Origin of the sequence: Actinomadura sp. 9N407, assembly GCF_044326315.1 — a bacterium.
Taxonomy (GTDB): Bacteria; Actinomycetota; Actinomycetes; order Streptosporangiales; family Streptosporangiaceae; genus Spirillospora.
In genome coordinates, this window is the sequence record NZ_JBIRAW010000034.1 from 1 (window position 1) to 21138 (window position 21138).

At 69.2% G+C, this 21138-nt stretch carries 22 protein-coding genes, 2 tRNA genes and 1 pseudogene; 17 read left to right on the plus strand and 8 right to left on the minus strand.

Annotation, left to right across the window (positions count from 1 at the left end; all coding sequences use genetic code 11):
• Together ACH34Q_RS37540 and ACH34Q_RS37545 are read left to right on the plus strand one after the other, a co-directional pair.
• Positions 1-117, plus strand: a pseudogene (locus ACH34Q_RS37540) (IS5/IS1182 family transposase); the annotation flags it as partial.
• Positions 118-566: 449 nt separating this feature from the next.
• Positions 567-1010, plus strand: a complete 444-nt coding sequence (locus ACH34Q_RS37545; protein ID WP_395987937.1) for a hypothetical protein — start codon at positions 567-569, stop codon at positions 1008-1010.
• A 300-nt stretch (positions 1011-1310) separates the two neighbouring features.
• Here the strand turns inward: ACH34Q_RS37545 and ACH34Q_RS37550 are convergent, their stop codons facing one another.
• The 4 genes from ACH34Q_RS37550 to ACH34Q_RS37565 all read right to left on the minus strand — a co-directional run bounded on the left by ACH34Q_RS37550 (position 1311) and on the right by ACH34Q_RS37565 (position 5772).
• Complete coding sequence (locus ACH34Q_RS37550) at positions 1311-2852, minus strand: serine/threonine-protein kinase (RefSeq protein WP_395987938.1); 1542 nt, start codon at positions 2850-2852, stop codon at positions 1311-1313.
• Between the two features lie 657 nt (positions 2853-3509).
• A complete protein-coding gene (locus ACH34Q_RS37555) occupies positions 3510-3674 on the minus strand; it encodes a hypothetical protein (RefSeq protein ID WP_395987939.1) in 165 nt (54 codons plus the stop codon).
• A 227-nt stretch (positions 3675-3901) separates the two neighbouring features.
• Positions 3902-4489: a hypothetical protein gene (locus tag ACH34Q_RS37560; protein WP_395987940.1), complete on the minus strand. Its 588-nt coding sequence runs from the start codon at positions 4487-4489 to the stop codon at positions 3902-3904.
• Positions 4490-5055: 566 nt separating this feature from the next.
• A complete protein-coding gene (locus ACH34Q_RS37565) occupies positions 5056-5772 on the minus strand; it encodes an SDR family oxidoreductase (protein ID WP_395987941.1) in 717 nt (238 codons plus the stop codon).
• 91 nt (positions 5773-5863) lie between these two features.
• Here ACH34Q_RS37565 and ACH34Q_RS37570 point away from each other — a divergent pair, with 91 nt between their 5' ends.
• The 3 genes from ACH34Q_RS37570 to ACH34Q_RS37580 all read left to right on the plus strand — a co-directional run bounded on the left by ACH34Q_RS37570 (position 5864) and on the right by ACH34Q_RS37580 (position 8158).
• On the plus strand, positions 5864-6742 hold the full coding sequence (locus ACH34Q_RS37570; protein ID WP_395987942.1) for a LysR family transcriptional regulator: 879 nt from the start codon (positions 5864-5866) through the stop codon (positions 6740-6742).
• Positions 6743-6836: 94 nt separating this feature from the next.
• On the plus strand, positions 6837-7427 hold the full coding sequence (locus ACH34Q_RS37575; protein ID WP_395987943.1) for a TIGR03086 family metal-binding protein: 591 nt from the start codon (positions 6837-6839) through the stop codon (positions 7425-7427).
• 188 nt (positions 7428-7615) lie between these two features.
• Positions 7616-8158 carry an SMI1/KNR4 family protein gene (locus tag ACH34Q_RS37580; protein ID WP_395987944.1) on the plus strand — a complete coding sequence of 181 codons (543 nt, stop codon included), beginning with the start codon at positions 7616-7618 and terminating at the stop codon, positions 8156-8158.
• A 107-nt stretch (positions 8159-8265) separates the two neighbouring features.
• Here the strand turns inward: ACH34Q_RS37580 and ACH34Q_RS37585 are convergent, their stop codons facing one another.
• On the minus strand, positions 8266-8637 hold the full coding sequence (locus ACH34Q_RS37585; protein ID WP_395987945.1) for a hypothetical protein: 372 nt from the start codon (positions 8635-8637) through the stop codon (positions 8266-8268).
• Positions 8638-9098: 461 nt separating this feature from the next.
• Between ACH34Q_RS37585 and ACH34Q_RS37590 the strand changes: the two genes are divergently transcribed.
• Together ACH34Q_RS37590 and ACH34Q_RS37595 are read left to right on the plus strand one after the other, a co-directional pair.
• Entirely contained in the window at positions 9099-9809 is a 711-nt protein-coding gene (locus ACH34Q_RS37590; RefSeq protein ID WP_395987946.1) for a hypothetical protein, read from the plus strand.
• A 145-nt stretch (positions 9810-9954) separates the two neighbouring features.
• Positions 9955-10350, plus strand: coding sequence for a hypothetical protein (locus ACH34Q_RS37595; protein WP_395987947.1), 396 nt, complete (start codon positions 9955-9957; stop codon positions 10348-10350).
• 84 nt (positions 10351-10434) lie between these two features.
• On the opposite strand, the gene ACH34Q_RS37600 is transcribed toward ACH34Q_RS37595, so the two are convergent.
• On the minus strand, positions 10435-11409 hold the full coding sequence (locus tag ACH34Q_RS37600; protein ID WP_395987948.1) for a hypothetical protein: 975 nt from the start codon (positions 11407-11409) through the stop codon (positions 10435-10437).
• Between the two features lie 97 nt (positions 11410-11506).
• Here ACH34Q_RS37600 and ACH34Q_RS37605 point away from each other — a divergent pair, with 97 nt between their 5' ends.
• A complete protein-coding gene (locus ACH34Q_RS37605; RefSeq protein WP_395987949.1) occupies positions 11507-12235 on the plus strand; it encodes a protein phosphatase 2C domain-containing protein in 729 nt (242 codons plus the stop codon).
• Here the strand turns inward: ACH34Q_RS37605 and ACH34Q_RS37610 are convergent.
• Positions 12232-13263, minus strand: coding sequence for a hypothetical protein (locus ACH34Q_RS37610; protein WP_395987950.1), 1032 nt, complete (start codon positions 13261-13263; stop codon positions 12232-12234). The genes ACH34Q_RS37605 and ACH34Q_RS37610 overlap by 4 nt on opposite strands.
• Positions 13264-13330: 67 nt before the next feature.
• Here ACH34Q_RS37610 and ACH34Q_RS37615 point away from each other — a divergent pair, with 67 nt between their 5' ends.
• The 8 genes from ACH34Q_RS37615 to ACH34Q_RS37650 all read left to right on the plus strand — a co-directional run bounded on the left by ACH34Q_RS37615 (position 13331) and on the right by ACH34Q_RS37650 (position 18729).
• Positions 13331-14458 (plus strand): acyl-CoA dehydrogenase family protein, encoded by a 1128-nt coding sequence (locus ACH34Q_RS37615; RefSeq protein ID WP_395987951.1) that lies wholly within the window; start codon positions 13331-13333, stop codon positions 14456-14458.
• 114 nt (positions 14459-14572) lie between these two features.
• Positions 14573-14645: transfer RNA gene (locus ACH34Q_RS37620), tRNA-Thr, on the plus strand.
• Between the two features lie 335 nt (positions 14646-14980).
• Positions 14981-15054, plus strand: a tRNA-Met gene (locus ACH34Q_RS37625).
• A 110-nt stretch (positions 15055-15164) separates the two neighbouring features.
• Positions 15165-15329 (plus strand): 50S ribosomal protein L33, encoded by a 165-nt coding sequence (rpmG, locus tag ACH34Q_RS37630; RefSeq protein WP_067812252.1) that lies wholly within the window; start codon positions 15165-15167, stop codon positions 15327-15329.
• Between the two features lie 430 nt (positions 15330-15759).
• A complete protein-coding gene (locus ACH34Q_RS37635) occupies positions 15760-16197 on the plus strand; it encodes a MaoC family dehydratase N-terminal domain-containing protein (RefSeq protein WP_395987952.1) in 438 nt (145 codons plus the stop codon).
• Entirely contained in the window at positions 16197-16622 is a 426-nt protein-coding gene (locus tag ACH34Q_RS37640) for a MaoC family dehydratase (RefSeq protein WP_395987953.1), read from the plus strand. Before ACH34Q_RS37635 ends, ACH34Q_RS37640 begins: the two co-directional genes overlap by 1 nt.
• Positions 16623-16731: 109 nt before the next feature.
• Positions 16732-17814, plus strand: a complete 1083-nt coding sequence (locus ACH34Q_RS37645; protein WP_395987954.1) for a UDP-N-acetylmuramate dehydrogenase — start codon at positions 16732-16734, stop codon at positions 17812-17814.
• A 192-nt stretch (positions 17815-18006) separates the two neighbouring features.
• Positions 18007-18729, plus strand: a complete 723-nt coding sequence (locus tag ACH34Q_RS37650; protein ID WP_395987955.1) for a GntR family transcriptional regulator — start codon at positions 18007-18009, stop codon at positions 18727-18729.
• Between the two features lie 52 nt (positions 18730-18781).
• Here ACH34Q_RS37650 and ACH34Q_RS37655 read toward each other — a convergent pair whose 3' ends face one another.
• Positions 18782-19816: an adenosine deaminase gene (locus ACH34Q_RS37655; RefSeq protein WP_395988048.1), complete on the minus strand. Its 1035-nt coding sequence runs from the start codon at positions 19814-19816 to the stop codon at positions 18782-18784.
• Between the two features lie 358 nt (positions 19817-20174).
• Here ACH34Q_RS37655 and ACH34Q_RS37660 point away from each other — a divergent pair, with 358 nt between their 5' ends.
• Positions 20175-21092, plus strand: coding sequence for a hypothetical protein (locus tag ACH34Q_RS37660; RefSeq protein WP_395987956.1), 918 nt, complete (start codon positions 20175-20177; stop codon positions 21090-21092).
• Positions 21093-21138: the final 46 nt, after the last annotated feature.

Genomic DNA, 21138 nt, shown 5'->3' on the forward strand with positions numbered 1-21138 from the left:
TCCTGGCTCAGCGGCTGCCGCCGCCTGCACCGCCGCTACGAACGCAAACCCGAGCACTTCCTGGCCTTCGTCGGCATCGCCGCCACCCTCATTTGCCACCGCCAACTCACCAAATGAGATGCCCTCTTAGTACCTCGCCACCTCGCCACCTCGCCACCTCGCCACCTCGTCGACGCCACGTTCCACTTTTAAGAGCCTCCGCAGGGGTACACCGGCTCGCCTCCGCACGTTCACCGGTGAGGGCTCCGGCAAACGACAGCGTGAGGGCCGCGGCTTCCCCTTCGCGCCGGCCTGGTCGTGGCCGGTCGATGGCCCATAGGCCATCCAGAAGGGGCTGCCGGCGGGAGACGGATGTCCCCTATGGACATGGAGCGGCCTGATCGATGCTGTTTGACGTTTGGGCGGCGGTACCAGGACCTGGTAGTTCTCCCGTGCAACGTCGTATTTGAGGCATCGGATGCGCGAACCTGGTCCTGCCTGGGGGCGTCCAACCAAGGGCACCGTTACAAACACGCAGGAGGACGTTGATGCATCCCATGTCTCGCGAGCGCTTTTACAATGGCTCCGTGCGCCCTTCCAGTATTACGCTCGCGTTCGGAGTCATGCTGGTGGCCGCCGGTCTGGCTGCGTTTAGTTTCTTTCTGAAATTTGTTGATCTGTACATTAGCGCCCCCGTCCAAGGATTCGAGTTCGTCGGCATGGCCTTTCTTCTGTTTGAGATCGGCCTGTGGTGCCTCATTGCCGCTCATACACGTCAAGGTCGACCCTATGTCCGCATCGCCGCCAGAATCCTGTTCGGTCTGTTCACCGTATGGACGGTCTTGGTCGTCATCACGATCGTCTCCAAAGCGGTGTCCAAGTACGACTATGGGACGAAGTTTTACATCGACCACAGCATCACCGTTCTCATCTGGGTCTGCGGTCTGATCGCCCTTATCTTGATGTGGAAGCGGGATTCGAGGGCATTTCTCACCGCCTCCATCGCACCGGACGAACCCAGAACCTCTTGACGCAGGACCCACTTATCCGAGGGCAAGCGGAATCGGAGCGCAGGGCCGGCCACGGCCCGCGCACCGGAAGCCGCGCTGCGTGCACCACCACCACCGTCCCCGGCGGTTCTTTGTATTCGATCCATGGGAGCGGGCTATGCGTTACATCGCCCATTCTTTTGCCCCAGACGCTGACGTCGGTGCTGACGACACGCTCGGATGATCCTGGAAAAGGGGGCGCGGGCTGTGCGGTGCTGATCAGGGGATCTGCGAGGGGACGGTCCTGGACGTCGCCGATCTTGCCGGAGATCGCCGGAGGCGTCAGCGGTCTCCGGGCTTCTTCCAGAGAACAAAGTAGAAGCGGACGTTACGCACCACCTTCGTCTTGTCGTCGCCGTACTTGATGCTCTGAGTGCGGAGGTAGCCATAGCGCTCTTCGCTGGAGCGCAGGCAGAAGCTGGTGGGCCGTTCGAACCGGACGGGTTCGATTGCGGGTACCCAGCGGTCCTCCCCGAGGCTCCGGCAATCCGCGAGGGTCGGAGCCTTCGTCCCCGGGATCAGAGAGAAGGTGGCTGTGTTCATACCGCCGATCCCGTCCGTATTCCGCCATGCAAGGTCGCCCTTATCGCTACCGAGGGGGAAGTGTCCATTCTTGAGGGCGTCAAGGTCGTATTCACGCTCGAAGTCGGAACTGCTCATCTCCACGCTGCCCGTCTCATGGATGGCACCGACGGGCTCGCCCGGCCAAGAAGGCCCAGGTGTGGAGACGCCGGGTGTGTCGGAGGCCGGGGACGGACTCGGGGCCGCGGCCGCAGGCGTGGTCGCCTGGACGTTGCCGGCCGTGGTTCGCGGAGTCTCTTCACCGCCCCCGCGGAGCAGCGCGACGCCGCCGACGATGACGCTGAGCGCCACTGCACCGGCGGCGATCGGGAGAAGCAGGGATCCAGGTCCGCGAGGTGCCCGCAGCGGGGTCGTGGGAACGGTCTCGTAGGCGGCCAGGCCGCTGGTGATCGCGGCCGGGACCGGCCCGGGGTCCGGCGCCCGGAGCTCCGCGACGATCGCGTGGAGTTCGGGCCGGCTCCGCGGGTCCTTGGCCAGGCATCGGGACACGAGCGTGCGGAGTTCCGCCGGGCAGCCGGTCAGGTCCGGCTCTTCGCGCGAGATCCGGAACAGCACAGCGGCGTCGGGGCCCTCGCCGAACGCGGGACGTCCGGTGGCGGCGAAGAACGCCAGGGAACCCAGGGCGAAGACGTCGATCGCAGGCGTCGGCGGACGGTCGAGCGCCTGCTCAGGGGACATGAAGTGCGGCGACCCGATCCGTACGCCCGTCCTGGTGAGCGGGGTGGCGTCGGCGGCCCGGGCAATGCCGAAGTCGATGACGCAGGGGCCGTCGGCGGTCATCAGCACGTTCGAGGGCTTGAGGTCCCGGTGGACGACCGCCGCCGCGTGTATCACCTGCAGCGCCTCGGCGACCCCGGCCATCACCGCGCGGACCGCCGGGAGCGGAAGCGCCCCGTGCTCGGCGACGACCCGGCTCAGCGGAGGACCGGGCACGTACGCCGTGGCCAGCCAGGGCCGGGGACCGTTCGGATCGGCGTCGATGAGCGGCGCGATGCGCGGCCCGAGGACGCGCTGCGCGACCGCGACCTCGTGTACGAAGCGGCGCCGGAACTCGGGGTCGTCGGCGAACTCCGGCCGGATCACCTTGATCGCCAGCCGCCGTCCGCTCTGCGTGGTCGCCAGGTAGACGCGGCCCATCCCGCCCGCACCGAGCCGGGCGATGATCTGGTAGCCGCCCAGTTCGCGCGGGTCGTCCGCCTCGAGGCGCTGGAACACCGGCTCGGACGGCGGGAAGTCATTCATCTTCGACCTCGGAAAGTTCGGCGATTCGCGTGCCATGGCTCGGCCTAGGCGTAGGACATGGCACCCGCCCAACAATAGGATGCCCCAAACACAAATGTACGGGACGTCACTGGGATCCCCGTGCACGGTGAGGCATGTGCAGGTGGTCTGTCTTAACGTCGGCTCCTGATTAGGCCCGTCCCGATCTGACCGCACAGCGCGTCGCCTTCCTCCAGAACGAGGGGAGTTGACAGCGGCGATGACGGCAATGGAGGTTTACGATCACTGGCACGGACGATCGAGCGCACACGGGTTCACCTGCGGTGCGATCACGGGACGCCGACCGTGTGCAATCAGCTGGCAACTCGTCCTCGGCGGCGTTCTAGGCCCGGTCTCGGTACGGAGGTCGGCTCGTGGATCATGATGGACCAGGTGGAGAGACGGTTTCGGGCAGGTGCCCGCCGGCTGTCATCACATGTTCCATGCCGGGTGCCGCTGGTCGCGGAATATGCGCGGAATGGAATCCGGAGCGTTTCCGCAGGTCCATCCGGGAACGGCGAAGCGATACCGGAATGCACCAGGGACCCCGCGAGATAGCCGAGCCCACCGGTGCTCGCGACGCCGTACCGGTCGCCTGGCTCCACCGGTCGGCGGTCTCGGGGGTACGTGCCGCCGTCGTCATGCCGTCCAGGTGAGCACGAAGTCGCCATCGTCGAAGCCCACCGCTACACCCCGCAGCCGCGTCGGCCAGGACCGCTCAGGCGCCAGGGCGCGAACCAGGTCGGCCGCGTACTCCAGCATCGCAGGGGCGCCGTTCCCAGATCGCGCGTCAAGACCAGGCATGTGGAGATAGCGGTTTCCGGCCACCACTCGGGGCCGCACGCCCAGCCAGGCGGCGGGCTACTCAGCTTGCCGGGCGCGGCGTCTCCGATGAACGGCCGCTCCGGCCCTAGGACCAGGATCCGGGATATATGCGGGATGGTCCGGAGCCGCCGACCCGGTCAGTGGCGTTCCTGCACAGGTCAGCGAGGGTGACGCGGGAATCGGCGGTGAGTTGCGTTCCGTCGGCTTCAGTACCTCGCCACCTCGTCGACGCCACGTTCCACCTCAGTGTCCGCGTCGGTGATCCCCAGGTCAGCACGCATTACCGCGCGCAGCTCCGCATTGCGGCTCCAGAATCGCTCGCTGTGGTCGAAGGCGGTGTTGAGGGCATCGCCGTCCGGTGCAGCGCTGCTCTCCAGCCGCTTGACCATCGAGAACCAGCTGCCAAGGTGCCCTCGTACGGCTCCGGCAGCCTCGAGCACATGGCCGGGGACAGTCATCTGCGCTTCGGCATGGCGCTCGGTGTACAGACGACGGGACTCTTCCAGTTCGCCCCGCACGCCATCGCTGACCTCTCCATCCCGGAGGGCGAACAGGAGATCGTTGATTGCTGCCCGGTACCGGCGGATGGCGATGTTCAACGCGACATAGCAAGCACGCCGCTGTTCGAGCTCAGCCTTGAGTCGAGCGAGTTCGTACTCCTCTTGCCGCTGGACCCTGGCCAACTCGAACTCTTGTTGTCTCGTTCGAAGCGCAGCTCGCTGGGAGTAAATCGACGCGACCACAGTCCCTATCACGGCGATGGCTGCGGCAAGCAGGGTCGTGACGTAGGCCATGGGCCGAGCTTAACCGTCCGGATGATATTGGACCGAGCCAATGAGGAGAGGATGGGGATCGAACTCGGTCCGTCAGCTTGAGAGTCAAACCGATCATGCCCGTTGGGGCCACTGGGCAGGCCTCTCGAGCAGTTGCGTCGCCTTGTCGCGCGGACTATCGCCCGATCATGCCGTCTGCCGAAGCCGGAAGAGATGCGACGGCACGAACAGCGATGCCCGTTCCCTGAAATCCAGCTCCTCCAAGCCCGTGGGGTCTACGCCGGCCTGTGCTCAGGTATCTGACGGCACACTCACGTTCACCGAGAAGAGAGCCTGGACGATGCACCGCACCAAGCCGCTCTTATGGGGACCGGTCGCGATAACGGTCATGATTGACTTCTTCGCAATGATCTCCGCGGGGATCTTCTCCAACACCGTTACCTCGAACGGCACCCTCGTGCCGCTCGTCTGGTGGGCTTGGTCGTTTCCATTCACGCTGTCGCTGGTGCTTGTCGGATGCCGGGTGGCCTACTGGCGCCGTCTCCCACACCTGGAAGACCATGAAGTGGCAGACCTGCGCAAACGTGTCACCAGGGGACGGCACCCTCGTCGTCGAAGAAGCCGCCGCGCGGCCCGTCAGCCGGCAGGGTGGCGAGCCGGATCGCGATCGCGGCACCCTGCTCTGGTGTCCGCGGCGCGTTGAAGCCGGTGAAGTCGGTGGCGACGTAGCCGGGGCAGGCGGCGTTCACGATGACGTTCGTGTCGGCGAGTCGGCGGGCGTACTGTGCCGTGACGCTGTTGAGCATCGACTTGGACGGTGCGTACGCGGCCATGATCGGGCCGGTCTGCAGCGTCAGCGAACCCATGTTGCTCGACATGTTGACGATGCGCGGTGAGCCTGAACGGCTGAGCAGCGGAAGCATCGCGTTCGTCACCCGGACCACCCCGAACACGTTCGTTTCGAGGACGGTACGGACGACGTCGAGGTCGAGCGTCGTCGGGTCTTGCGCGCCGCCGTCGGTCCGACCGGAGATGCCGGCGTTGTTGACGAGCACGTCGAGCCGTCCTGCCGTCCGCTGGATGGTCGCCGCTGCCGCGGTGACGCTGTCGTCGGAGGTGACGTCGAGGGCGACCCCGAACGCGTTGATATCCGCGGCACGCAGGCGCTCGACGGCCTCCTCGCGTCTGGCCTTGTCACGCGCGCCCACTGCGACGGTGAAGCCGATCGCTCCGAGACCTTGTGCGATGGCGAAGCCGATTCCCTTGTTGGCGCCGGTGACCAGCGCGATTCCTGTGTCTTTCACTCGCTCATGTTCGGCGCGTCGCGCACTCGTTGTCCAAGACAGATCGAGCACCTCGTGATACTCCCCGGGTATCAGGCGGTAGGGTCCGCCCGTGGACGATCTCGAGACCCGTGAGCTCCGCTACTTCGTCGCCGTCGCCGAGGAGTTGCACTTCGGACGTGCCGCCGTTCGGCTCGGGATCGCACAACCGCCGCTGTCACGCGCGATCCGCCTGCTGGAGCGGCGGCTCGGCGTTCGACTCCTCGACCGGGATCGCCGTGGAGCGGCACTCACCGATGCCGGCAGGGTCCTGCTCCACGAGGCCAGAGCGGTCCTCGACGCGGCCGCGGCCGCTGCGCGCCGGACGCGGCGTGCCGGAGATCCGAAGCGGCCGCTGGTGCTCGTGACGAAAGCCGGGGCATCCCACGAACTGCTGCAACGACTCCTCGACGCGCTTGCGCACGAACCCGATGCGGCACCGATCGACGTTCTCCTGTGCGAGGTCGGCGAGCAGGCGCGGCTGCTGCGCGACGGGAGCGCCGACGTGGCGCTCATGCACCGGCCGTTCGACGACCTCGCCGGGTTCGACACCGAGGACCTCTGTGTCGAAGGCCAGATCGCGCTCCTTCCTGCGGGACATCCGCTCGCGTCACGCGATCGGCTCACGCTGGCGGACGTCCGCGACGTGCCGGACCTTCCGATCGCTCGATGGCCCCGGCTCGACGGCTCGTACCCGGACGGGCCCGGACCGGAGGTACACACCCAGTCGCAGCTCGCTCAGCTCGTGGCGCTCGGCAAGACGCTGCTCGTCATCCCCGCTTCCAGCCGTGCCTGGCAGTGGCCCGATCACGTGGCGGTGCCCGTCGTCGACGCACCGGACGTCACCACGGTGATCGCATGGCCGCCGAGCAGTCATTCGCCGGCGATCGCATCACTCGTACGCTCGGTGGCCGGGCTCCGCGGCACCGCACTGCCCACACCCGCAGGCTGAGGCTCCTCGCTGTAAGCGGGCCTGGTGACGACCGTCAAACGCGGCCGCGCGCGAGCGTCCTTGGTTGTCGGTGGGCCCTCCTAGGGTGCCGGTCATGACGACACGGCCAATTCATGATCCACGTTCGCTCTTCGCCCTGGCGGTGGGGCAGGCCGAGCAGCAGATCGCGGCGGTACGTCCCGACGAGTTGAGCAGGAGGACTCCGTGCGCCGACTATGACGTTCGGGCGCTGGCCGGGCACATGGTCTCGGTGCTGCACAAGGTCGCTGGTGTGGGGGCGGGACGCGACGTCTCCGATGTTCCCGACGTGATCGACGATGTCGACGACACCGGCTGGGCCGACGCATTCGGCAAAGCTCGCGGCGAGGTCGAGCAGGTATGGAGCGACGATGCGATGCTCGACCGCATGGTCACCTTGCCGTGGGCCACGCTGCCAGGCCGCGTAGCCCTGGACGCCTACACACATGAGTTCACGGTGCACTCCTGGGACCTCGCCTACGCCACGGGACGGCTCGGCGACCTGGACCCGGACCTTGCGGTGCGGGCGCTCGACGCGTTTCCGAGGTTCGCCCCGCCTGAGGCCCGCGGCGAGGAGAGCCAGTTCGGGCCGGTTGTGGCGGTGCCCGACGATGCCGACGTTTACACCAGACTGGCCGCGTACCTGGGGCGTGACCCCTGGGCCTAGGGGCGCCATAGCTGGTGCGGGAAGCTGTCCGTCACACCGTCACACCGTCTCGCCGTTCGCGCGGGCGCACCCGCCGGGACGGGTGCGGGCAGGTGGGAAGCTGCGGGGCTGGTCACGGGGCACGTCTGATTTTGTTATGGACCAGGAGGCCGCCGCCCGCCGGATGCGAGGGGCTTTAGCATCTCAGGATGACGGAGGCTCTCAAGGATCTGGCCCTGCCCATCGCTCTGGCCCAAGTGGTCGACGTGGGCTTTGAGTGGGAGTGGGACGAAGAGACCGACGAGGCTCACGGTTGTGATTTCGAGCCGTACGAACGGTTCGAGGCGCCGGAGGAGACCGCGTGGTGGTTTCGCCTGTGGACCGGCAACGAAGAGGTCGATGGCAGCGAGTTCCGCTTCTTCGGTGCCACTGGGGCAGGCGACTATGCCGGTTTCTGGCTGGCCCGGCCAGGTGCGCCCATCGTCGAGCAGCCGGTCGTCTATCTCGCTTCCGAGGGGGAGTGCGGCGTGATAGCCCGTGATCTCGGTGACCTGCTCTGGTCGTTCGCGGCCGGCTCGGGCCCGTACGAGGCGTTCACGGACCCGGGTCGCAGGACGCAGCCGAACGAGGCGTTCCAGGCGATCGCGGAGCGGTACGCGCCCGGTAGGCGCCGTTCCACGGCGGAGATCGTGGCGGCGGCGCGGGCGGAGTTCCCGGGCTTCTCGGACCTGATCGACGCGATGTGCCGGTGAGCGGAGGGCGCATGCGGATGGGCTGTGCCCTGCACCGGAGGTGAGGCAGAGCGAGCCCCTGGCGTGGCGAAGGTCGTACGGCCTGTCATGGGGTACGCGCCGCCGCCCTACGGCGAGCGATGTCGCTCCGCTTGGCGGCGCACCTTCGCGGCCCATGCCGCTGGGTCGTCGTCGTACTCGCGGCACATCGCACGCCAGCGGGCCAGTTCCTTCACGATGTGGGCGTCTGGATGGACGTAACGTCCCGCGCCTCCATGCGTGATCCTGTTCGGCGTTTCAGGTAGTGCCGTCATGTCGAAGCCATGGAGTCGAACCAGGGCACTCCAGACCATTGGGTCTTCAATGGTGGCGTTCGTGTGCTCAACCCACCAGGCGGTCCATGTGTGCACTGCTTCCCGAGTGGTGCTTCCCTCCGCCAGCGCGACCCAATGAGTCTCCACCTCGGCCCGGGAAGGGACATGAGTGTCGTCTACTTCCACCACGTCAGCATCCCAGGCCCGGCTCACAGGCCTAGCCCGCACGTCCAGCAGATCGTCACGCCAGGGCGCGAACAGGGCCACTCCGGCTTCGGGAGGCGCGGCCAACGGTGACGGTAGCCGGGAGGAAGCTCTCGGTAGCGGTAGACAGGTCATTCGAGCTTCTCGGCTGCGGTAGATCATGCACAATGTTCTCGAGCCAGCTTCCGGACGCGTGTTCGGAACGTCGGCGGTGACACCCGCCCGAGGAGCTTTCCGTGACAGGTCCCGCTGGTCCGCCCCCGCCGCCCTGGCAGCAAGGCCCGCCTCCGCAGTACCCGCCTCCGCCTTATCCGCCCCGGCCGTACCCGCCGCGATACCCGCCTCCGCGGTACGCGCCGCCCCAGTATCGGCCGCCGCCGCAATGGCGGCCGGGGCCCCAGCCGCCCCCGCGTCCGCCGACGCGGGCGGGGCGGATCCTGCGGATGCTGAACCCGTTCCTGGCCGCGCGGGCGGTGTTCCGGCCTTCGCGGCCTGACCTGATCGTCGATTCGCGGGTACGAAGCCTCCAGGTCGCCCGTGCCTGGGCGGGCATCGTGGTGACGCTCGCCGTGGCCGTGCTCTACAAGGCCGCCGCTCCCCAGGAACTGGCGATGGATCGGTTCAACGACGCCTGGATCAACGTCCTGATCCTCACCTGCGCTCTGCCCCTGGTGGTGGGCGCCTTTGTCGTGGCCGCCCGGCCGCCGAACCGGGGTGTGTTCGCCCGCCGGATCCGCCACCCGCTGATCGCGGTCGGGGCGATGTTCGCCTCCATGTTCATGTTCGTGCTCGCGGCCGTGCCCGAGCTCAGCGGTCTGCGCGAAGCACTTGGGCCGGTGGTCCTGATCCCGGGTGGGATGGTCCTGTTTCTCTGGGTGCTCCCTTTCGCGGTGTACGGCATCGTCCTGTCGCTGACCCATGTGTTCAGGACGGCGGACATCCACGAGGTGGTGCCACCCCTGGTGAGCGTGTCGGCGTCCTGGGTGATGGCGCTGGTCAACGTGTTCACGGACGCCTACAAGGGAGTGCCGGGCGTCGTGGCGATGGCGCTGCTACTGGGGGCGCCCCTGACGGTGTCCGTGCTCGCCTACTACGAGCTGCGCAGGATGCGCCGGCTGCACGGCATCACGGTGCGCAACACACTGCTGCGCTGACTCCATGGCGCCGGGCGGCCCACCTGGAAGGGGCAAGCAGCGGGATGGGCTGCTGAAACGACTTCTCATCCGGTAAGCCGGCCGTGGCAGGTCGTCTCGCGCCGTATTCGGTCTGGACGGGGCGTGGCTGGGTACGGGGCGGGGCATGGCGGATGACGGCACCGTACGGGCGGTGGGTGAGCTCAGTAAGGCGCTGGAGACGATCGAGCGGGCCCGGGGGCACCTGTACTCGTTCCACCAGCTGGTGGGGACGGCGGACTTCGCGCTGGAAGACGCGATCGATCTGCTCGTACTGGCCGGGCATGCGGGCTGGGCCGAGGAGTTGAGGACGGAGCTGCTCGGACGGAACGTGTTGCGGGGCCGGTGGACCTTCCAGGTCGTGGAGGAATTCGAGGACATGTACTACGACTTGTTCCGCCAGATGGAGCGCCGCGTACGGGAGGACCTGGTCGGTGGGGAGCGGCACCCGTACGAGGCGTGGCTGAAGGAGCGGCGGCGTACCAAGGGGCGGCCCGGGCATGAGGCCTCGCCGGACGAATGAGCCGTTCGGGCCGCCTCCGACGCGAAGGCCCCCCGCCGCAGAACGAACCGCAGAACGGTCCACGGGACGAGGGGCCCCTGACGGTCAGGAGTGGTCGCGCATCCAGAGGTTGATGAGCTCGTCGCTCTCGGCGGTACGGGCGGCGACGCTCTTGTCCTCGTGGTTGACCTCGATGCCCACGGGGACCAGGCCCGGGACGAGGCCGCTGGAGAGCGCCTGCTGTTCGGGGAGCTGCTCGTACGCGCCGGCACGCCACCAGTAGACCTGCGAGGTGAGGGCCTTCTCGCCCTGCTCGACGTGCCTGCGGCTGATCCCCTGCATGGCCTCCATCGCCGCGAACAGGTGGGTGGAGCCGATCTCGTGGAAGATCAGGTACTCGGGGATGGGGAAGGAGACCAGGGCGCCGTACGGGGCGGGGCCGAGGTGGCGCCTGAGGGCGTGGACGTGGGAGCCGACGTAGCGGTGGGTCTCCCCGATGTGCGTGATCGGGACGTCCCAGATCTCGTCGGTCTTGATGTAGTGGGGCTCCTTCTCGATCGAGGCGCGCAGGGCGGCACCGAAGATCTCGTTCTCCGGCGTGCCGCCGATCGAGGAGCGGTTCAGCGGCATGATCGCGTCGGGGTAGTCGACGACGACCGACTGGAGCAGGCCGGGGGCCAGTGGGCGGGTCACGAGCGCCTCGCGCATGCCCGGTACGGCGCTGAGCTCCTCTTCGGTGTAGATCCTGACGCGGAGGACCTCCTCGGCCAGCATGCGGCCGATCTCGGAGTGCTCCTCGACGCGCTGGACGGCCTGGGCGCGCTGGGCGTCTTGGGCGCGCCTGGCCTCGTCGGCCTTGGCGAGGCCGTTGAGGAAGCCTTGGACGAAGTCCGCGGAGTGCCCGGGGAGCGCGGCGCGGGAGTCGCGGCCCGCGGACGAGCGCCAGGCGCTGATGTCCACGGGACCGCTGCCGCCGTCCGGGCGGGTCACGATCAGGGTCGCGGGACTCTCCAGGACGGCGCGGTATCCCCGTTCTGCGAAGGCCTGGATCAGCGCGTCTCCGATGATGTCGGGGGTCATCGTTCTCCTGTCTTGAACGGAATATCGGCCTTGATCGGGATATCGGTTTTGGACTCGGAGGGCCGCCGGAAGGTTCCGTTCGGGTAGACCCTGATGCGTGCTGGTGAGCTATGCGACAGAGGCGACGCCCGGTCTGGAGAACGAGGACCTGGTAGTGGCGGGAACGAACTGGGCGGTCGTCCTGGACGGGGCCACGGCGCGTCCCGGGGTCGACTGCGGGTGTACGCACGGGCCCAGGTGGCTCGTACAGCGACTCGGAGGGGAACTGGCGGGACGGCTGGCGTCCGAGAGCGGGGCATTGGCGGACCTCCTTGCCGAGTCCATCAAGGCGGTACGGGAGATGCACCCTGAGTGCGACCTGGGCAACCGGGACAGTCCCTCTACGACGGTGGCGATGCTGCGTTGGGAACGGGACGTGGAGTGGCTCGTACTTGCCGATTCACCCGTTCTCCTGGATACCGGTAGCGAAGTGCGCGTCATCCGGGACGACCGTGTGGATCGGTTGCCCAGCTACACGACGGAGGCCGTACGGGCCGCACGGAACAGTTCCGATGGGTTCTGGGTGGCGAGCACTAGGCCCGAGGCCGCGTACGAGGCGTTGACCGGCGAGGCGACCGGAATCACGCGTGCGGCACTGCTCAGTGATGGCGCCGCCAGGCTGGTGGAACGGTTCGGGCTCATGGAGTGGAACGCGTTGCTCGACCTCCTTGACCGGGAGGGTGCGGAAGCGGTGATTCGCCGTACAAGGGCGGCCGAGGCAGAGGCCCCGGAACTGCCCAGGGGGAAACGGTACGACGACGCTACGGCGGTCCTGGTGCACTTCTAGCTGCGGACCGGTGAGATGTGGGGCCACCAGCCGTTCAGGTCCTCGGGCAGGTGCATCCCGTTCAGATCCAGGGAGCCAGTCAGCAGCGGGTAGCGGCGTCCGGCCGGGAAGCTGCGCTCGTACGGGGGCGGGTCGAGGACGACGACGCGGGTGCCGTTGACGGCGGGGATGTCGGCCGGGACGCCCTCGTTGTAGATCCACTCGCCGTGCGCGTCCACCAGATTCCAGGGGCTGGTGATGATCGGCCGTCCGGGCGGCGTCTCGGCGTCCAGGAAGCAGGCGATGATCTCGGCCTCGGGTGGAGTACCGGGCAGCCCGCCCGGCCGCCCGAGCAGTGCGCCCGCGAGCAGGGTGTGCAGCTGGAAGTTGTCGCCGATGCCGCCGATCGTCACCGTCCAGCCGTGCCCGCTCTCCCGATCCAGGACCAGCAGCCGCTCGCCGTCCAGGACGCGCAGCAGGCCGGCCACCCACCCCATCTGCTCGCAGTGCTCGGCCAGCCCGCCGGTCAGTGCGGCCTTGCCCTCGCGGTCGCTGATGCCCGCGCGCAGGTCGGCCGACTTGGCGAGCATGGTGCCGGCGCTGAGCGCGAACCGTTCCATCGCGAACCATGCCAGCATCGCGGCCACCGGGTCGGGCAGGTGCGGGCCGAGGGTGTCGACGATCTCCTGGGACGGCCGGCCCTCGCTCGGACTCGGCGGGTCGCCCCCGGTCGCCTTCCGCCAGGCCTCGGCGAACGCGGCGGCCGTGCCGGCGACGTCGAGCGCCTTGTTCAGAACGGGCTCGTCCACCCCGAACGTGGTGGCGCCGTTCTCCACCCAGGCGCCCACCATGATCGCGAGCCAGCAGCCGAGATTGGGCGGCGCGGCGGTGATGCCCTCGCCCATCTTCAGCATCGCCGTGTTCAGCACGACCGGCGGCAGTCCCTGTGATTCCTTCATGACCTGGGGCATGAGGTCACTGAACGCCTGGTCCTCGGCCGTGGCGGCACGGACCATCGCGTGCACGCGCTGGAGGAAGTTCTCGTCCATGGATGATCACCTTGGCACAGCGCGGGGCGGCCGGGCACGTCCTCGAATTTGATTCTAGAATTGCCGGATGGACACACAGGACTTCGCCGATGTGCTGGCCGCCGTGCGCGACTTCGTCCGGGACCGCGTGATCCCGTGCGAGGACGAGATCGAGGAGACCGACGAGATCCCCGAGGAGATCCGCCAGGTCGCCCGCGAGATGGGACTGTTCGGATACGCCCTGCCCGAGGAGTACGGCGGACTCGGCCTCTCGCTCAGCGAGGAGGTGCGGCTGTGCTTCGAGATCGGCTACGCCAGCCCCGCGTTCCGCTCGATGTTCGGGACCAGCAACGGCATCGCCGGGCAGGTGCTGGTGAACGCGGGCACCAAGGAGCAGCGCGACGGCTGGCTGCCCCGGCTGGCCGCCGGCGAGATCATCGGGGCGTTCGCGCTGACCGAGGCCGAGGCCGGCTCCGACCCGAGCACGCTGACCACCACGGCGGTACGGGACGGCGGCGACTACGTCATCGACGGCGCCAAGCGGTTCATCACCAACGCCCCTGAGGCCGACGTGTTCATGGTCTTCGCCCGTACGGGCGGCACCGGATCGCGCGGCATCTCCACCTTCCTGGTCGAGCAGGGCACGCCCGGCCTCAAGATCGGCCCGGCCGACGAGAAGATGGGCCAGCGCGGCGCGCACACCGCCGAGGTCTTCTTCGACGGTGTCCGGGTCCCCGCGAGCGCGATGGTGGGGGACGAGGGCACCGGGTTCCGTACCGCCATGGCCTCCCTCGCGCACGGCCGGCTGAGTATCGCGGCCGTCTGCGTGGGCCTCGCGCAGCGCATCCTGGACGAGACCGTCGGGTACGCCCGCGAACGCTCCCAGGGCGGCAGCAAGATCGGCGAGTACCAGCTCGTCCAGGGCCTCATCGCCGACTCCCAGACCGAACTGTTCGCCGGCCGCTCGATGGTGCTGGAGGCCGCCCGCGCGTACGACTCGGGCGAGGACACCAAGCTCGGCCCGTCCTGCGCCAAGTACTTCTGCTCGGAGATGGTCGGCCGCGTCGCCGACCGGGCCGTCCAGGTGTACGGAGGCATGGGCTACATGCGCGGTGTCGCCGTGGAGCGCTTCTACCGCGACGTCCGGCTCTTCCGCATCTACGAGGGGACCAGCCAGATCCAGCAGCTCGTCATCGCCCGCCGCCTGCTGCGCTGACCAGGCCCGCAAGCCCCGTCCCGGTCCCCTCGCGAGCCCCGCGAGGGGACCGGGCCAATTGATTTCGCATGTGGTTACCGGAGCATGTATGGTTCAGATGCGCGAACGGCGCAGGCCCCTTTAGCTCAGTCGGCAGAGCGTCTCCATGGTAAGGAGAAGGTCTACGGTTCGATTCCGTAAAGGGGCTCCGCAGCGCGAAGGCCGTCCAGGGTGATCATCCCGGACGGCCTTCGATCGTTTCCGGCCCGGTGTCCGGGGCGCCCGGCCCGTACGGTCTTCGTACCGGTCCGATGGCCTCGCACGGTCGCGGCGGTGTCCGGATTCGCTCGGTCCTGGGGCTTGTGGTAACGTCCCAGCGGTTCCAGCGGACGATTCCCAGGTCATCGGCACAGCCGGTAACCTGGGCGGTGGTGCGTGCGGACCGGCCTCCGGCGCCCAGATCCCGATCGACCCGGATCTTCGCGTTCCCAGGCTCCGGTGAAGTTCCGGTATCCTTGCAATCCGGTCGTCACCGACCATCACGGCGGGGTAGCTCAGTCAGGCAGAGCAAGCGGCTCATAATCGCTGTGTCGCCGGTTCAAGTCCGGCCCTCGCTACTATCCGATCCTCTCCCCCTAGCGGGGCGAGAGGGCTGGGTAAGAAACGCCGGCCGCCCTTCACGGGCGGCGGAGCATGTCCAAGTCCCTAGCCAGAAAGGCACTCCATCGTGGCTGCCACCGACGTACGGCCGAAGATCACGCTGGCCTGCCAGGAGTGCAAGCACCGCAACTACATCACGCGGAAGAACCGGCGCAACGACCCGGACCGCCTGGAGATCAAGAAGTACTGCCCCAACTGCCGCACCCACCGCGCGCACCGCGAAACCCGCTAACTCCGGGTTCCGTACGGGGAAGTACTGCCCGCTGCGCTTCCACACGGGGCCGGCACCCACCGCGCGCACCGCGAAACCCGCTAACTCCGGGTTCCGTACGGGAAGTACTGCCCGCTGCGCTCTCGCACGGGGCCGGCACCCATTGCGTGCCGGCGTCGCGCGCACAGGGCGGCTCCCTTGGTCCCATGGTGGACGTGACTTCGTCCGCCTGTGGGTTCCGTAGTTGGTGATGTCGCCGCGCGGCGTTCCGCGCCGTCGGCCGCTCCTTCGCTTGCCACTCGACTCAGCCCGTTCTCGCACCGACCCGCGAGGACGGGCTGAACGTCGTTCTGTTACCGTCCGTCCAGAACTGGAACGACGAGCTCGGGCGCGGGCGGAGCGGCCCCATGCCACGGGCCCACGCCACGTTCGACCGTGGAGGGACGACTGCATGCCACTCAACCGTGATTTCATCGGGCGGAGCTTCCCGCCCAGCGACCCGTACGAGGTCAGCCGGGTGAAGATCCGGGAGTTCGCGGACGCGATCGGGGACCGCAACCCCATCTACCGCGACCCCGAGGCCGCCAAGGCCGCCGGGCACCCCGACGTGATCGCCCCGCCGACCTTCCCCATCGTGGTGTCGCTCGGCAACGCCGGCCTGGCCGACCCCGACCTCGGGCTCAACTACGCGATGGTGGTGCACGGCGAGCAGCGCTTCCAGTACACCCGCCCGCTGCGCGCCGGCGACGTGGTGACCTGCACCGCCACGATCACCGAGATCAAGTCGATCGGCAAGCACGAGAAGATGGTCGTCGAGACCGACGTCAAGACCGTCGAGGGCGAGCTCATCTGCAAGTCCATCAACGCGATCGTGGAACGGGGGGCCTGATGACCGCCAAGGTCAAGTACGCCGATGTCGAGGTCGGCACCGAGATCCCGGTGCGGTCCTTCCCGATCGACCGCGCCGACCTGGTGAAGTACGCGGGCGCCTCCGGCGACTTCAACCCGATCCACTGGCGGGAGCGGTTCGCCAAGTCGGTCGGGCTGCCGGACGTCATCGCGCACGGCATGTTCACGATGGCGGAGGGCGGCCGGTTCGTCACCGACTGGGTGGGCGACCCGGGCGCGGTCGTGGACTACGGGGTACGGTTCTCCTCGCCGGTCGTGGTGCCCGACGAGGGCGGCGCGACCCTGGAGATCAGCGGCAAGGTGGACGAGAAGCTCGACGACAACAAGGTCGTCGTCGCGCTGACCGCCCGGTCGGGCGAGCAGAAGGTCCTCGCGCAGGCCAAGGCCGTCGTCCGGCTCGCCTGAGGACCCACAGGACGGCAGGACCCGATCGCGTGGGCCGCGGGGGCGCGGAGCGAGCAGCGAGCGCGCCCCCGGCTCGCGCGGTCACGCGCGCACGGGAGGGGAAGACCAGGTGGCGGTGTTCGCTGAAGAGGTGAACCTGGCCGGGTACACCACGCTGCGGCTGGGCGGCCCCGCCCGGCGGTTCGTCGAGGCGACGACCGAGGCGGAGCTGGTCGCCGCGGTCCGCAAGGCGGACGGCGACGGCGAGCCCGTGCTGGTGCTCGGCGGCGGCAGCAACCTGGTGGTCTCCGACGACGGCTTCGCCGGCACGGTGGTACGCGTGGCCACCCGCGGTGTCGAGCGGACCGCCGGTGAGGGCGGCCGGATGTACGTCGGCGTCCAGGCCGGCGAGGAATGGGAGTCGTTCGTCGCGCGCTGCGTGGAGGACGGGCTGGCCGGGGTGGAGTGCCTGTCGGGCATTCCGGGCCGGGTCGGCGCGACCCCCATCCAGAACGTCGGCGCGTACGGGCAGGACGTCAGCGAGACGATCGTGAAGGTCCGCGCGTACGACCGCCAGGCCCGCAAGGTCGTCTCGCTCGACCGCGCGGCGTGCTCCTTCACGTACCGCAACAGCGCCTTCAAGGGCAGCGACCGGTACGTGGTGCTGGAGGTGACCTACGCGCTGCACGAGGCGGAGGACTCCCAGCCGATCGCGTACGCGGAGCTGGCCCGCAAGCTGGGCGTGCAGCCGGGCGCGCGGGTCGCGCTGAAGGAGGCCCGCGAGGCCGTCCTGGAGCTGCGCCGCGGCAAGGGGATGGTGCTCGACCCCGCCGATCCCGACTCGCGCAGCGCCGGATCGTTCTTCACCAACCCGATCCTGGACGCGGCGCGCCTCGCCGACCTGGAACGCCGGGTCGCCGAACGGCTCGGCCCCGACGTGTCGTTCCCCCGGTACGCCGAGAGCCCGGGTCCCGGCGGCGAGCCGCGGACCAAGACGTCGGCGGCCTGGCTGATCGACAAGGCCGGCTTCGCCAAGGGGCACGCGCGCGGGCCCGTCCGGATCTCCGGCAAGCACACGCTCGCGCTCACCAATCCGGATCGCGCGCGTACGGCCGATCTGCTCGCGCTGGCCCGGGAGGTACGGGACGGCGTCCGTGAGGCGTTCGGTGTCGAGCTGGTGAACGAGCCCGTGCTCGTCGGCGTGGAGCTGTAAGAGCCCTCCGGCCTGCGGTCGTTCCGCTGTATGAACTCATGCCGCATGAACTTATGCCGCCGGGCCGCCCGCGACGTCGGATGTTTTCGCCGGGACGGGACGCGTCCACTGCGTTCCCCCAAGGCGTTCCTGCGCGCATCATTGGGGCGAGGGGCCCTTTGCGCACGCGGCTCCTGCCGTGGGAGGGCCCTGGTGGAGCCGACCATGACCATGGCCGTACCGCGGCATCAGCGGGGTCTGGGACTGCGGCCGCAGCTGACCGACGAGGTCGCGTCGCGGATCAGGGAAATGATTCTGGAGGGCCGGGTGCGGCCGGGGGAGTACCTCCGGCTGGAGCGGCTGGCGATGGAGTTCGGGATCAGCGTCACGCCGGTCCGCGAGGCGCTGCAGTCGCTGCGCAGCGAGGGCTTCGTCCATCTCGAACCGCGCCGCGGGTTCGTGGTCTCGCCGCTGTCGAGGCAGGACGTCGAGGACCTCTTCTGGGTCCAGGCGGCGATCGGCGGCGAGCTGACCTCCCGCGCGGCCGGCCGGATGACGGCCGACCGGCTGGCCACGCTCGCCGGCGTCCAGTCCGATCTGGAGAGGGCGGCCGCCGCCGGCCGGGCCGATCTGGCCGAGGAGCGCAACCACGCGTTCCACCGCGCGATCAACCTGGCCGCCGGATCGGCCAAGCTCGCCTGGTCGCTGGCCTCGGTCGCCCGGTACGTCCCGCGCGGGCTGTACGGGCGCGTCCCCGACTGGCCCGCCGAGGCGGCCCGCGACCACCGGCTGATCCTGGACGCGCTGCGGACCGGTGACGCCGGAGCGGCCGGGAGCGAGATGCGCGGCCACATCGTCCGCTCGGGCGGGCTGCTGATCGCGTACCTGGAACGCCGCGGAATGTGGCCCCCCGACGATCAGCCCCCACAAGGTTGACTCGTGGCGTGTTCGCCCTTCGCCGCGCTGAATAAGGCGAACACGCCACGAGTCAACGAGGGGCGTGAGCCGGTGCGGCGTGCTCCCAGTCGTCGACGGCTGACAGCAGGCGCCGCCGGACGTCGTCCGGGGCGGCCGAGCCGCGGATCGACTGCCGGGCGAGCTCGGCCAGCTCCGCGTCGCTGAAGCCGTGCTCGGTACGGGCCAGCTCGTACTGCCGGACCAGCCGCGACCCGAACAGCAGCGGATCGTCGGCGCCGAGCGCCATCAGCGCCCCCGCCTCGTACAGGTCCCGGAGCGGGACGTCGGCCGCCGTGGCCGCGACGCCCAGGCTCACGTTCGAGGCCGGGCAGACCTCCAGCGTCACCTCCCGCTCGACGATCGCCGCCAGCAGCCGCGGATCCTCGATCGCCCGCACGCCGTGCCCGAGCCGGTCGGCCGACAGCGTCTCCAGGCACTCCCGTACGCTCGCCGCCCCGAGCAGCTCGCCGCCGTGCGGGACCGACAGCAGCCCGCCGCGCTGCGCGATCCGGAACGCGCCCTCGAAGTCGTAGGCCCGCCCCCGCCGCTCGTCGTTGGACAGCCCGAACCCGACCACCCCGTCATCGGCGTACCGGACGGCCAGCCGGGCCAGCGTCTTGGCGTCCAGCGGATGCCGGGTCCGGTTGGCCGCGATCACCACGCCGATCCCGACCCCGGTGGCCTCGGCGGCCTCCCCGGCCGCGTCCAGGACCAGCTCGACCGTCGGGGTCAGCCCGCCGAAGCGCGCCGCGTACCCGCTCGGGTCCACCTGGATCTCCAGCCACCCCGACCCCTCGGCGGCCTCGTCCTCGGCGGTCTCGTGGACGAGCCGGCGCAGATCGTCGGGGACGCGCAGCACCGAGCGCGCGATGTCGTACAGCCGCTGGAACCGGAACCAGCCGCGCTCGTCGGTCGCCCGCAGCTTCGGCGGCCAGTCCTCGACGAGCGCGTCGGGCAGGTGCACCCCGTGCCCGGCGGCCAGCTCCACCAGCGTGGAGTGGCGCATCGAACCGGTGAAGTGCAGATGCAGGTGCGCCTTGGGCAGTGCGGCCAGATCGCGCGACACGGCGAGGCCCTCGTGGTCCAGCCCGGGTGAGTGGTCCGGGCCGGGCGTGTGGTCCGGCCGGGGGGAGTGGTGCGGGCGGGCGGATTCGTGACGGGGTGACGCGAGACGGGCCTCCATGACCCAATGTTGCCGGATCGCGACGCAGCGCGGATGACCGGCGCACCAGGATGATCAGTCCGGACTAGGAACGATGGCACGCGGTGGCCATGCCGGTCCCGGGAGCCCGTCCTGAATGTCCCGTTCCACCTGGGCGTACGGGAAATCCGCAGAAACTTTGGAATCCCGTGCAACCACTCTGCGGGGTCACGCGTATACGAGGGGCGCAAGAGAGTTCAGTGGGCAGAAGGGAACACCAGAGATGATTTCGCTCAAGGCCGCTCTGATCACCGCCACCGCGGCCGGCGCCGTCGCCGCCGGTGGCGTCACGTGGGCGTCGGTCGCCCAGCCCGAGGCCGCCCCGGTCTCGGCCAACGACCGGCTGCCCGCCGCCGTCAAGAAGGCCGAGGGGGCCGCCCCCGTCGCCCCCGCGCCGACCTGCGTGCCCGCCTCCGAGCTGACCAAGAAGGGCAAGGAGGCCGTGGCCAAGGGCACCGGCTCCGTGCCGGACGTGCGGCAGCAGGCCCCCGGAGTCAAGGACAAGCTCCCCGCCAAGACCGACCCCCAGCTCCCCGCGAAGCCGGAGGCCCAGCTCCCCGCGAAGCCCGACGCCCAGCTGCCGGCCAAGCCGGACGTCAAGGTCCCCAACACCGAGCTCCCCGCCTGCCCGCCCGACGGTGACAACGTGCGCAAGCCGGACGCCAAGCTGCCGTCCGCGCCGAAGCCGGGAGTTCCCGCGGTCCCCGGCGTTCCCGCCGCGGACTGTGACAAGCTGGCCCCGGCCGTCGAGGTCGGCGGTCCGGTCGAGCGGGCGATCATGCTGCCCAAGGGCCTGAAGTACGCCTCCGCCGCCAAGACCCCCGCGGACCTGAAGGCGAAGCGGATCTGCTCGGTGACCCAGAAGTGGGTCTCCACGGCCGGTACCGCCGGCTGGGTCACCGTGGAGCGGCTCACCACCCCGGCCGGGATGAGCGAGCAGCGGCTGCGGCAGGCGATGAAGCTGCCCGAGGGCGGCCGTACCTCGACCGTCAACGGCACCGTCGTGTGGCAGGCGCCCGCCGGCCAGACCGGCGTGCTGATGTTCGACCCGAACGGCACGTCGATGTTCGTGAACGGCAGCCCGGTCTACTCCGGCGGCCTGCAGGACCTGGCGACCAGGCTCGCCAAGGCCACCGGCTGACACGACCGTGGCGGGGTGGCCTCCGCGCGGGAGGCCACCCGCCGCC